Consider the following 12,296-nt stretch of genomic DNA (forward strand, 5'->3'; position numbering starts at 1 on the left):
CTACTGCCAACTGACCACCGAAAGCAAGGCCGCCTATCTTACCGTGGCGACTTTCGTTGTCAAGCGATCATTTTCAGAGGCTTTCCAACTCACTGACGTTGCTCAAGCCTTGTCAGCGGAGGCGCATCTTACCGCGCCGGTTTAATTTGTCAACCGGTTGTTTTTCGTTCATTTCAAAACAACCTGTTTTCAAACCACACTTCCCGTTCAGCGATGAAGATTTGTTCTGCTGATCCGTGGGTGACCGCCTAGGTCAGTCCATGGAAGTAGAACGAATGATAGAGAAATTTCGACGCTAATCAATAAGCATCTGTCATTTTACGTAGAATCACTTACAACATTGCTTACAAAAATAACCTTACTGAACGTGGACGCCATTTATGTTCCGGTCAATGTCAGCCCGGCCACTGGATTGATGGTAGAGACACCTGGAAACTGGAGGAACTCAAGCGCTAATGTGCCGACAATCTGTCCATTGATGCCGATGGCTACCTGACCTACCCGGTCCCCACCCGGGTTAACCTCTCTGACTGAGGAGCCTTACTCCGGAAATTACCTTTCAGACAACCCCGGGAGCAATGACCGCAAATGCCCATGACCGGCATAGCCGGTCATGGGCATTTGAATACTGAGCTTTCGATGATCTGCACAATAAAAATGCCACTCTGTGACAATGCAGGGCTGATTTGTGCATGACTCGGGAATTTTTCACGGCAAAAGCACTATTAGCTGGAACTTTTATCCAGTTTCATAATCCAACAACTTTAAATTAGAAAGATTATAAAGGAAATTAAAATGCAAGCATTTAATACATCCAGTGGTGCAACGCCCCCAGGCACAGCATCAGCCCCTGACCAATCAATAAATAATCACTCTTTGGTTCCTGTAGTTCCCACAACCACTTTTAACCACCGTAGCGTCACGTTTAAGACTGAAATACCCCAAACATTATTGCGTGTAGATTATTGTAAAGGGAATCACCTGTTAGACGACTTAGTCCAATGCACTGGTAGACATGGACATCTGCTGTGTCGCCACTGCCTGCTCCATGATCAACAAAGCCTACTACAACCAGATCCCCGGGGTGGTGAATCTGCAGTCCGTTGTCCTGTAGATAATGCTGAAGTCAAAAAGGACAAATTTTTAACCCGCGAATTACAAACTTATCCTGTAAAATGCCCTTCAAATCTCACCTATGGAAATGATAAATGCACATGGGTCGGGAACTACAAGGATATAGGACCACATATTGATACCGGGTGTAAAAACGTTCCTCTGGAAGACAGAATAACAATGATGCAACACGATAGTTCAGAAAATTCCAAAACCATGTCAGAGATTGGCAAACGCATTGAAGAGTATATTAATCGAGTAGATCAGCTGGAAACACTATTGCTCAAAAAGTCAGAACCATCTGTTGAAAAAAAGGTGGAATCGCTGGAAAAAAACATGGAATTTCTGATACAGGAAATGCAGAAGCTTAACAGGGAACTAAATCCAAACAATCAAGTGCAAAGGCAGCAATCCAGAGCCTCGCTACCACCTGAATTTCAGCAACGCATGAAAGACATTGAAGAACTCATCGCAGCAGATCGTCGTAGTATTGAAGATATCAAAAACGAAATTGCCAGTTTAGTTTTAATATTCGGCAACCAGGCTGCTTTGCCCGCAACCGCCGGAGCCCAACAGCTGAACAATGTACAAGCTATATCAGAACACATAAACGGTACCTTGATTTGGAAAATCGACGAATTTGCTTCCAAACGCAGGGACGCTATCAGTGGCAAAACAACTTCAATATATTCACCTGCATTCTTGTCAGACGAATACGGTTATAAATTGTGCGCAAGGGTCTATCTGAATGGTGATGGAATGGGAAGAGGAACACATATCAGCTTGTTTTTGGCGGTAATGAAAGGTGAATACGATGCTCTTCTGAAGTGGCCGTTTCGACACAAAGTTTCTTTTAAGATTCTCGATCAGAATAATGTAGAACTCGTGCAAGACTATTTCCGCCCCGACGCAAATTCATCATCTTTTCAAAGACCAAACAGGGAAATGAACATCGCCTCTGGCTGCCCTTTGCTTATGCCGCTATCTTTGCTGGATAAAAAAAATGGATTGGTTAAAGATGACACCATGTTTATAGAGATCAAGGTAGAAGATACTACTCAGCATTCTCAGGGTAGCAATTAAGGAAAGCATTACCCGAATATTACTTAAGGAAAGCATTACCCGAATATTACTTTCCGGATAACCCGGAAGAACTGATCACAAATACTCATGACCGGCAGAACCTGTTGTGGGTATTTGTAATATGAGTTTTCGATTACCTGATCAATGAAAATACCGCTCTATAGAGTGTAGGATTGATTTGATCCTGACTCAGGTATTTTTCACGACAAAAGCAATATTGCTTGAAACTTTTTAACCAGTTTTATAATCCAAAGGGCTTGAACGTGATAACAGGAAATTCGAATGCAAGCCGCCCAGCCATTTCTGACATCTATTGCAACGCTTTCTGGTACAGCCCTCCCTGATAATCCAGAGACAAACAATTCCTCCAGGCTTCTTCCAGAACATACAAACACTTTTGTCCACCGTGGCGTCAAGATTATCACTGAATTGCACCCATCATACATGAATGTAGAACGTTGTAGCAGGGATCACCCGCTCGGAGACATAGTCCAATGCTATGAAGGACATCTGCTGTGTCGTCACTGCCTACATCATGAGCAACATAAACAACCAAATTTCCCCCCGGGTGATATATCTGAATACCGTTGCCCTATAGATAACCATTGCCTTTTTCCGGACGTCAATTTAAACCGCGAAATAAAATCTGTTTATCAAGGTCAATGCCCTTCAAACACCACCTATGGAAATACTGATTGCTCATGGCGCGGGTCTTATACCCAGATCAAGGATCATCTTGACAAATGTAAAAATTTCCCACCGAAAGACATGATAACAATGCTGCAACACGCTCGTTCAGAGGATGCCAGAAGGATAGCTCAGCTTATTGATCGGATAGAAAAGCTGGGATCGCTGCTCAAAAAGCCAGAACCATCTATCGAAAAAAAGATCGAATCGCTGGACAAAGATATGGAATTAATGAAACAACAAATGCAACAACTTATCCAGGACTTTAACGTGCAACTTCAGGCGCAGAGACCGCGTTCCAGTGCCTCCTCGCTACCGCCTGAATTTCAGCAACTCTGTAATAATCTTGAATCTCACATCGAAGAAAATCGTCTAGCTATTGCTGATATCAAAAACGAAATTAACAATGCACTTCTTTTGATGAATCAACTCAGGAATGTCGCTCCCTCTGCTTTGCCCGCAACGTCCGGAGCCCTCCAAGTCAACACCTTCCAGGAGAAACCAGTCTCCCAGGACGGTACCCTGGTATGGAAGATTGATGGATTTGCAGCCAAACGGAGGGATGCTATCAATTGCAATCCAGAGTCCCTATATTCACCGCCATTCTATACCAACCAATTCGGGTATAAATTGCGTGCAAGGGTCTACCTGAATGGTGATGGAATGGGAAAAGGAACCCATATCAGCTTGTTTTTGGCTGTAATGAAAGGTGACTACGATGCTATTCAGCGTTGGCCATTTCGACACAAAGTTACTTTTATGATCCTCGATCAGAATGGTGTAGATGACGAGTTGGACTATTTCTCCCCCGACCCAAATTCATCATCTTTTCAACGACCAAGAAGGGAAAGCAACATCGCCTCTGGCTGCCCCAAGTTCCTGGCACTCTCCAGGCTGGAACAGGGATACGTTAGAGATGACACCATGTTTATAAAGGTTGTGGTAGATACTAATCAGAGATGACACTCTGCCGGGGATTAATGAAGGATTAAATGAACAGCCAGTAGAGATAATAGAAAGCTCCCATTGTCGTAAAAGGGAGCTTTGTAATGCTAACCCTTAATTAAATAGGCCCAGGAACACATTCTCATTTATTAAACGAACCTGTCTCACCAAGTAATCTCTTAAGCAGCTGTTCATTTTCATCCGATAAACCGCAAACCAACTCACTTTGATGTTTACAGATCGTTTTATGCAGTTCTTGGTGTGACGACAGCAGTTGCCGTAATGATGCCTGCCGGTGTTCGAAAAGCCAATCGTATAATCGAATATCTGAATAGTTTATAGAATGATTGTCTTGAGGGTCTTCATTCTGATTATTATCTTCAAAATCAGCTTCTACCTCCTCTTCATGCTCAGTTCTTTCAAGACTACGCCGGCCAGGCTCTAACCCGACCTTGACAAAATCCGAGGGTGGAGCGTTGAAAATAGCTTCCATGTGGTCCGTAAAAGCATCGGAGCAAAAGTGCATATAATGTTCGTTCGGCTGGTAGATGAAAGGAAGAAGGCTCATCTCCAAGGAGTGCTCACCCCTGGCTTGTGCCAGCAACTCTTCAAGCTTCATCTTATTCTGGTCATTCAGGTTGCTGGCAATCATTTCAACCGTGTTATCGATCAGATTAAAAGCCTCTGGAAAACCTTTCAGCAGTTTACCGACGTCCTCTGCCCGTGTTTCCATCAACGTGTCGGAAATAGCTCCTTTCAGAACGTCAATATTTTTGGGGAAATGGTATTTATAGGCGGCTTTCAGGACGTAACTGCATAATTCCAGCTTTCGATTAAACCCGCTATTTTCTTCGCCATTTTTATTTTTTTCAAAGGTACTGAAACACACAGAAAGCAATGACTGACCATCACCACCAACACCATTCAGGGCCAACCCTGATTTTATCCAGTAGAGAAGTACTTTGATATCACGGTGGAAGTCATAGGTATTCATTTTACTGACAAAAAGCGATGCTTCGCTGGTACATTTACTGATATCTAATCCATGATGAGCAAGCAACCCCAGTTTTTCGCTATCGAGTCTGCGATTTTCAATCATTGCACTAATTGGAATGTATTGGGAGCGGTTGCCGACGTCACCGATACTGGCTCCTGCCCGCAACAAAAGAACGGCCATACCATTCCATGAACGTGAACTCAACTCCTCAGACAGGGCTGTTTTGTCGTCGTTGTTCAATACATCAAGGATTGCGGGATTTTCCCTGACTTTCTCCAGCAATATGGCCATAAGCTCCCGGGTAGCACCAGCGGAGCAGGCAGTATGTAATGGCGTGTTGCCCAAACGATCCGTAGTCAGCGACGCCCCGTGATTCAAAAGCCAGGTAACTACGCTATCTGGATGAACCGGGTACAGAGGCCGATCCAGACTATTCCTCCGAAGGATACAGCTCGCTCGACAAAACTGGTGCATCAGGGTTTCCCCTGCGTAGTTGATAGGCTGATTGATATCGACTCCATCCTGACTCAAATACCATTGCAGTTTCTTCAGAATATTTGGGTCATGCACGGACAGTGGCGAATACCAATACACCGTATCATGGGGCCCATACGCGGATGTCTGGCATATGCTCCGGGCTATTTTGGCGTGAATATCAATGGCCCTGTTTTGTAACAGCGTATCTAATTCCTGAATGTCAGCATTGTCACGAAACAACAAATCGCACTGGCATTCCGGGGAGCGGATCAATTGTGTTGTGGGGTTTTGGCACACGACCAACTGACGACCATTGAATTCCCTTGCATCGTCAGACTGCATTGACAGGTGGTGGCAAACCATCGTGGGTAAGGTAATAACCGGCTTGAAGGCCGTGAGTGACTCAGGAGTGACAGAATTCATAATAAATCTTCCAAAGTGCGTTTTTTGTCAATTTCAATCAAAATAAACCCATTCAAAAAAGCGCAGGCCAATCATTGAATATAACCAGACAGTCAGTTTGGTATAAGGTGGGAGATAATCAAGTATTATGCTTGGGATGCGCCCCGGGAGAGAGCGCGGAGGAGATAAAAAGGGGTATTTACTGGATATGGGCCAACACGCCATCAAGCTCATCCAGTGAATTGTAGGAAATGACCAGCTTGCCTTTTCCTTTGGCACTGCACTGAATGGCTACCCGGGCTCCTACCTTTTCCGACAGCTCATCCTCAAGCTGCTTTATATTAGGATCAAGGCGTTTAACGGCTTTACCGCCTTTCTCCTTTTCCTGCTGGATTCGGCGAACCAGTGCTTCCGTCTGACGAACAGACAATCCTTTTGCCGTAACGGTTCTGGCTACGTCCAACTGATTCATTTCTGCCAGGGAAAGCAACGCTCTGGCATGGCCCATTTCCAGGTCGCCATATTCCAGCATTTTCTTTACTTCAGGGTTCAGGGCCATCAGTCGCAATATATTAGCAACGGCAGCCCTGGACTTGCCGACAGCCTGGGCCACTTCCTGTTGGGTCAGTTCGAATTCTTTTTGCAGTCTGGAAAGCGCAATCGCTTCTTCAATAGGATTCAGGTCTTCGCGCTGGATGTTTTCGATCAGCGCCATGGCTATGGCAGCTTCATCGGGAACATCACGAATCAGGGCAGGAACGTCCGCGAGGCCTGCCAGCTGTGCTGCACGCCAGCGACGCTCACCGGCAATGATTTCATAGCGATTCTGCCCGGCCGGGCGAACCACGATTGGCTGCATGATGCCCTGCTCTTTAATACTTTCAGCCAGCTCTTCCAGGGCATCAGGGTGCATATCTCGGCGGGGCTGGTACTTGCCACGAATCAGAAATTCAACGGGCAGGTCTTTCAATGTCCCATCCAGTGACTCCTTGACCGGTGACGGCCCGGAGAGATCATTAGACAGGGATGACGGTAGCCTGGCGCTACCCAACAGTGCATTTAAGTTAGTACCGAGACGTTGTTTCGCCATGGGTCAGTGAGTTCCTGTTTTCCTTGCCGACTTACCGTTAAGCCCCTTGATATCATGCTTGCGCACCAGCTCCCCGGCCAATGCCAGATAAGCAACCGCACCACGGGAGTTCCGGTCATAGGCAAGTACCGGCTTACCGTGACTCGGTGCCTCAGCAAGTCGAACATTACGGGGTATCACGGTTCGATAAACCTGATCACCAAAATGGTTGATGAGCTGTCTCGATACTTCAGTGGTCAGCGTCATCCTCGGGTCATACATGGTGCGCAGCAGACCTTCAATGTGCAAGTCGGGATTGATGGTTTCCCTGAGGCCCGAAATGGTTTCCATCAGAGCAGTCAGACCTTCCAGTGCATAGTATTCGCACTGCATCGGAATAATGACCCCGCGGGCAGCCACCATGGCATTAATGGTCAGCATATTCAGCGATGGAGGGCAGTCAATCATGATAAAGTCGTACTGGTCTGTCACTCTGGCAAGCGCGTCATGGAGTCGGGATTCCTTGCGATCCATCGCCATCAACTCAACTTCTGCGGCCGTCAGGTCGGCGTTTGCACCCAGAACATCATAACCACCATCCCGGGATGGCAGGATTGCCTGTTCGATGTTACAGCGACCCGTCAGTACATGGTAAACAGACCATTGCTGAGCATGTTTGTCGATTCCACTGCCCATGGTGGCATTCCCCTGGGGGTCAACATCAATAAGCAGTACCCGCTGCTTACTGGCTGCCAGGGAAGCCGATAGGTTGACGCAGGAAGTGGTTTTGCCAACCCCACCTTTCTGATTGGTTACCGCTAGAATTTTAGCCACAGCCGTTTAATACCATTCAATGCCTGTTACGCAAAATGACAAGATGACGATCGCCGTCTGTGCCCGGTACCTTCAAAGGCTCACAGCCAACCAGCTCAATTTCGTCACGACCCATCAATTCCTTCAATTCTTCTTCAGGATATAGCCCTTTCATGGCCAGATAAACACCTGAAGGTGATAATAAGTGTTTTGTACCGTCTACCATATTAACCAATGAACTGAACGCCCGTGAAGTAATGGCGTCAAAAGGTGTATCCACCTGAAAAGACTCTACGCGGGAATTAGCGACTTCCAGGTTATCGAGCTGAAGGTCCAGTTTTGCCTGAAGCATAAATCGGGTTTTCTTGCCATTGCTGTCCAGTGTCGTGAATTTTTTATCGGGATACATAATCGCCAGAACCACGCCTGGCAGTCCCGGGCCTGAACCTACATCCAGAATCGCCGCACCAGAAATATGGGGAACAATGCTCAGGCTATCGACAATATGCCTGAAGACCATCTCTCTGGGGTCACGAATGGCGGTAAGATTGTAGGCTTTATTCCACTTGTTCAGCAGCAGAACATAGCGAGTCAACAAATCCGCCTGAACCGGGGACAAATCAAGACCGAGTGATTTGGCCCCCTGACCAATGTCGTTCTGTAATGTCTGAGCCAGAGAATGGTCGGTTAATAATGATTGAGAAGCGTTCATGGATTCCTTCAGCCAGCGGACAGTTAAGTCCTGCTTCAGTTGCGATAAGCCTAGATCTGGCTTTACCGATGACAATTAACTGACCAGTCTATTCCATAACTTTGATAAAATCGACGCAATCACTCTTTCACGAAATATCATCAATCGCCTGCAGGGCTGCCTGTAAGCCAGCCAACTGCCCCTTTGCTTTTTGATAAGCTTCATAGGTTTTGATGGTTTCTGCCAGTCTGGCATCACTCTCAAGCGGCTCTTTGTCTGGATCATAAATCGCTGTGGCATCTTGCGCCTTCTCCAATGCCTTCATTACTTCCACGCAAATACCGGTGTTATTGAGTAATTTGGTTGTAGGTTTAGCCCCAGGCTGCTGCCGATTGATAGCATGTCTGCCATGATCCTTTGCAGCCTGTACATTAACAATATCCACCTGCTTTTTCAGTTGCGCCGTGTAGTATGCGACTGGTGACTCTTTTACTGTACCGCAGCGCATGGCCATGGCGTAGTCAATTGTCTCCCGAGCGGCTTCTGAATTGATATCCACCCGGGGGAGATAGGTGTCCCATGTACGAGTCATTTTCAGACACTCAAGTCGTAATTCAAGAATAGCGTCGGTCAGCTGTATTTTTTTTTCCCGGCGTGCAGCAAGCTCATCCGGCAGATCACATTCTGTTGTGCTCTCAGGGGTTCCTGCCTCTGAGGCGCCTGCTGCCTTTTCATTTATCTCCCCTGCAGGCAAACAAACCAGGGAAGGGGGATCGACAGGCACTTCAGGCAAGGTAATACTGTACTCCTCCAGTTTTTTTGGCGAAGCATTTTGGTGGCTGATGGCAGGAATATAGGGGACAACATGTTTCGGCACGGCAGGAAGCATGTCAGTTATGTAATCATCGTCGTCTGAATCGCGATTCAAGACTTCAAGAGCAGCAGCCATCAGATCTTGCATGATAGCCTCATAACCAGGAATAGCCAAAATGGGAAAGGTGGGTGCCATAGAACTACCTCATCGACAAACCATGAAAACTGTTTTCTCTCTGCGGCAGACATTAATTTTGGGAAAAAGTTTCAACAACAGAATGAGCGGGGACTTTGTGGTTGCCGCAGATTACCCACTGGCTGATTAAAATAAGTCAGCTGTCTATTGGCAGGAAGAAAGAAAAAGATTTGATCAAACTAATGCAGGGTCAGACCTGATCAGAAATGACTCTGGTGCAGAAAAGTGCTAATAACTATACAGCCTCCTAGGCCAGAGTTGACCCTGGCTCCAGGCTGCATAAATCCTGACAACTTTTTGCTGGAAGTGATCCAAGAATATTAACGGACATTAGCTTGTCGGAACAGGAGAGCAGTGCCGGATGTGAGCCGGGAAGCCCTTCCGGGATCTCCTGGCCAATGGCTTGATAATGGTCAACCCAAAACGGCATTAGCTCTCCGGTTTCCATATCCCGGAAACTCATGGGTGTTTCTTCAAACAGGAAAACACCGTCATTGGCACTGCGAAAAGCATGAACAATTAACTCGCTGCAGTACCAGCTTTTCTGATGGTTTTCCTGATTCTGACGGTAGTGTGGATCATAGGGTATCGAAAGCTGCTGCTCTGCAAACGCCAGGGCATCAGGTACCAGTGTCGAGTAACTCGATGCCAGCCGACAGACCAGGACACAGGGTCTGCCATGGTTGTCTAAAACCGAGTTGCTGACAAAGTCATCCAAAGCGGTTTTCTTCACCTGGGGCATTACCGCTTCTATAACCATGCCATCTCCGTCGTAGAGCGCTACATGGTTAATGGCTGCACCGTCTCGACCAGCAAAGAGCCGACTGATAACCCATTCGGCCTCTCCTCCTGAGCGCAGTTGAAAAAGCAGGTCACCCGGCAAGAGATCTTTAGCAATCACGTTGGCTGGCATCACAGTGGCTGGCAGCGCTTTATCCATAACGAATTCAATACCTGAAAATCATCCCGTAATGGCGGAACAGGCAACATAAAGAATCATGTTCAGGAGTATAGAACCTGTCAGGCCATTTCATTCCGCAACAGGGTGAGTACCTGGCGAGTATCAGGACGAAGGCCACGCCAAATGGCAAACTGCTCTGCCGCCTGCTCAACCAGCATACCAAGTCCGTCACTGGTTTTATCTGCGCCTTGTTCGCGGCACCAGCGGTTGAAAACGGTTTCGTCGGCACCGTACATCATGTCATAACAGCAGGTGTTCTGATCAATAATATGGCCCGGTACGGGCGGCATCTCTCCCTGCAGGCTGGCAGCGGTTCCGTTGATAACCAGATCAAAACGCCCTTCTATATCGTCAAATCCACAGGCAGAAATGGCTTTATCCACAAAGAGTTCAACCAGCGTATCAGCCTTGCTACGGGTTCGATTGGCAATAACAACTTCAACCGGCTGCTCTGACAGCAGGGGTTCAAGCACACCCCTAACAGCACCACCGGCCCCCAGAATAAGTACCCGTGCGCCTTTAATAGTTACACGGTTATTTGCCTGGAGATCTGCCACCAAGCCAGCCCCATCGGTGTTATCCCCATGCAGCTGGCCATGTTCATCCTGCCACAAGGTGTTTACCGCCCCGGCTTTTTCCGCTCGTGACGTTCTCTTCTCAGCTAACTGCCACGCCTCTTCCTTAAATGGTAAGGTGATACTTAACCCCAGATCACCATTTTCAAAGAATTCATTAATCGCTTTTTTAAAGCCGCCAACGTCAACCAATAGGGCGGTGTAGCGCAGATTTTGATTGGTCTGGTTGGCAAACAATGTGTGAATTACCGGTGATTTACTATGGGCAATAGGGTTCCCCATTACTGCGTAAGTGTCTACTGGCCCAGCCATGATTCAGACCCTCTTGATTTATGCCCAGTCTTTTGCCTTTAAAAATTCTTCATACAGGCGTGCCTCTTCGGTGCCGGGCTCTGGACTCCAGTTGTAATCCCAGCGTACATGAGGAGGCAATGACATAAGGATAGACTCTGTACGACCACCGGACTGCAGACCAAACAAAGTACCCCTGTCGTATACCAGGTTAAACTCTACATAACGGCCACGGCGGTACTCCTGAAAACGCTTGTGCTGCTCAGAGTAAGGCATGGATTTACGGCGCTGTACAATGGGCAGATAGGCATCAATATAACTGTCGCCAACCGACTGCATAAACTCAAAACTGCGCTCAAATGGCCACTCATTCAGGTCATCGTAGAACAGTCCGCCAATTCCCCGGGGTTCATTGCGGTGTTTAAGGAAGAAGTATTCATCACACCACTTTTTGTAGCGGGGGTAGACATCATCTCCAAAGGGTGCACAGGCTTGTCTGGCCACCCGATGCCAGTGTTGACAGTCTGCTTCAAAGCCATAGTAAGGCGTCAGGTCATAGCCGCCACCAAACCACCAGATCGGCGCTTCTCCTTCTTTAGTAGCTATCAGCATCCGGACATTGGCATGGGACGTCGGCACAAATGGATTATCTGGATGGATCACCAGGGAAACCCCCATGGCCTGAAAACGCCTGCCAGCCATTTGTGGTCGATGGGCAGTGGCACTGGCAGGGAGCTGATCCCCTGTTACATGGGAAAAGTTCACACCGGCTTTTTCAAAAACCGTGCCCCCTTCAAGCACTCTGGCTTTACCGCCACCACCACCCTTGTTGCCGGAGCCAAGGTAATCCCACTGGTCTTCCCTGAAGGAGCCCCCGGTTTCTTCTGCTTCAATCGCGGTGCATATGCGATTCTGCAAATCCAGGAGATATTGCTTTACGAGATCTATAGACGGTTCTGACATTCTGGGACAAGCCTTTTATCAATAAGGAACTGTTATTGAATAACTTCAACATTTCAATAAGCGCTGCCCGAAAAAGACCGGCTGCTTGTACTTTTGCGGGTAGCGACCTGAAAAAGTCTCAGTCGAATGCGAAACTTATTCCGGGACAATTCCTGAGTTTTAGCACTAGGAGGCTGTCCGAGAATAGCGCCCGTCTAGGCGACCCCGTAGCGAGGATGGC

General features: G+C 47.3%; 10 protein-coding genes. 2 read left to right on the forward strand and 8 right to left on the reverse strand.

Annotation, left to right across the window (positions count from 1 at the left end):
• Window positions 1-795 precede the first annotated feature (795 nt).
• Together KDK15_RS16980 and KDK15_RS16985 are read left to right on the forward strand one after the other, a co-directional pair.
• The gene (locus tag KDK15_RS16980; RefSeq protein ID WP_257296576.1) at window positions 796-2,196 is read left to right on the forward strand and encodes a hypothetical protein; all 1,401 of its coding nucleotides are present in this window, start codon (window positions 796-798) and stop codon (window positions 2,194-2,196) included.
• A 282-nt stretch (window positions 2,197-2,478) separates the two neighbouring features.
• Window positions 2,479-3,846, forward strand: a complete 1,368-nt coding sequence (locus KDK15_RS16985; protein WP_257296577.1) for a hypothetical protein — start codon at window positions 2,479-2,481, stop codon at window positions 3,844-3,846.
• Window positions 3,847-3,970: 124 nt separating this feature from the next.
• Here KDK15_RS16985 and KDK15_RS16990 read toward each other — a convergent pair whose 3' ends face one another.
• From KDK15_RS16990 to hemF, 8 genes are all read right to left on the reverse strand, one after another.
• Entirely contained in the window at window positions 3,971-5,725 is a 1,755-nt protein-coding gene (locus KDK15_RS16990; protein WP_257296578.1) for an ankyrin repeat domain-containing protein, read from the reverse strand.
• A 178-nt stretch (window positions 5,726-5,903) separates the two neighbouring features.
• Complete coding sequence (locus tag KDK15_RS16995; RefSeq protein ID WP_257296579.1) at window positions 5,904-6,794, reverse strand: ParB/RepB/Spo0J family partition protein; 891 nt, start codon at window positions 6,792-6,794, stop codon at window positions 5,904-5,906.
• A 3-nt stretch (window positions 6,795-6,797) separates the two neighbouring features.
• Complete coding sequence (locus KDK15_RS17000; RefSeq protein WP_257296580.1) at window positions 6,798-7,607, reverse strand: ParA family protein; 810 nt, start codon at window positions 7,605-7,607, stop codon at window positions 6,798-6,800.
• A 16-nt stretch (window positions 7,608-7,623) separates the two neighbouring features.
• Window positions 7,624-8,298: a 16S rRNA (guanine(527)-N(7))-methyltransferase RsmG gene (gene rsmG, locus KDK15_RS17005; RefSeq protein ID WP_257296581.1), complete on the reverse strand. Its 675-nt coding sequence runs from the start codon at window positions 8,296-8,298 to the stop codon at window positions 7,624-7,626.
• Between the two features lie 127 nt (window positions 8,299-8,425).
• Entirely contained in the window at window positions 8,426-9,286 is an 861-nt protein-coding gene (locus KDK15_RS17010) for a hypothetical protein (RefSeq protein WP_257296582.1), read from the reverse strand.
• Between the two features lie 247 nt (window positions 9,287-9,533).
• The gene (locus KDK15_RS17015; protein ID WP_257296583.1) at window positions 9,534-10,226 is read right to left on the reverse strand and encodes a YiiX/YebB-like N1pC/P60 family cysteine hydrolase; all 693 of its coding nucleotides are present in this window, start codon (window positions 10,224-10,226) and stop codon (window positions 9,534-9,536) included.
• A gap of 80 nt (window positions 10,227-10,306) precedes the next feature.
• Window positions 10,307-11,134, reverse strand: coding sequence for a shikimate dehydrogenase (aroE, locus tag KDK15_RS17020; RefSeq protein ID WP_257296584.1), 828 nt, complete (start codon window positions 11,132-11,134; stop codon window positions 10,307-10,309).
• A gap of 18 nt (window positions 11,135-11,152) precedes the next feature.
• Window positions 11,153-12,076: an oxygen-dependent coproporphyrinogen oxidase gene (gene hemF / locus KDK15_RS17025; protein WP_257296585.1), complete on the reverse strand. Its 924-nt coding sequence runs from the start codon at window positions 12,074-12,076 to the stop codon at window positions 11,153-11,155.
• Window positions 12,077-12,296 lie beyond the last annotated feature (220 nt).

This window comes from Endozoicomonas sp. YOMI1, assembly GCF_024606345.1.
Classification (GTDB): domain Bacteria; phylum Pseudomonadota; class Gammaproteobacteria; order Pseudomonadales; family Endozoicomonadaceae; genus Endozoicomonas.

Excerpts from the sequence above, each read along its gene's own strand:
- KDK15_RS16980 (WP_257296576.1), top strand. The coding sequence starts at position 796 with ATGCAAGCATTTAATACATCCAGTGGTGCAACGCCCCCAGGCACAGCA.
- KDK15_RS16985 (WP_257296577.1), top strand. The coding sequence starts at position 2,479 with ATGCAAGCCGCCCAGCCATTTCTGACATCTATTGCAACGCTTTCTGGT.
- KDK15_RS16990 (WP_257296578.1), bottom strand. The coding sequence starts at position 5,725 with ATGAATTCTGTCACTCCTGAGTCACTCACGGCCTTCAAGCCGGTTATT.
- KDK15_RS16995 (WP_257296579.1), bottom strand. The coding sequence starts at position 6,794 with ATGGCGAAACAACGTCTCGGTACTAACTTAAATGCACTGTTGGGTAGC.
- rsmG (WP_257296581.1), bottom strand. The coding sequence starts at position 8,298 with ATGAACGCTTCTCAATCATTATTAACCGACCATTCTCTGGCTCAGACA.
- KDK15_RS17010 (WP_257296582.1), bottom strand. The coding sequence starts at position 9,286 with ATGGCACCCACCTTTCCCATTTTGGCTATTCCTGGTTATGAGGCTATC.
- KDK15_RS17015 (WP_257296583.1), bottom strand. The coding sequence starts at position 10,226 with ATGGATAAAGCGCTGCCAGCCACTGTGATGCCAGCCAACGTGATTGCT.
- aroE (WP_257296584.1), bottom strand. The coding sequence starts at position 11,134 with ATGGCTGGGCCAGTAGACACTTACGCAGTAATGGGGAACCCTATTGCC.
- hemF (WP_257296585.1), bottom strand. The coding sequence starts at position 12,076 with ATGTCAGAACCGTCTATAGATCTCGTAAAGCAATATCTCCTGGATTTG.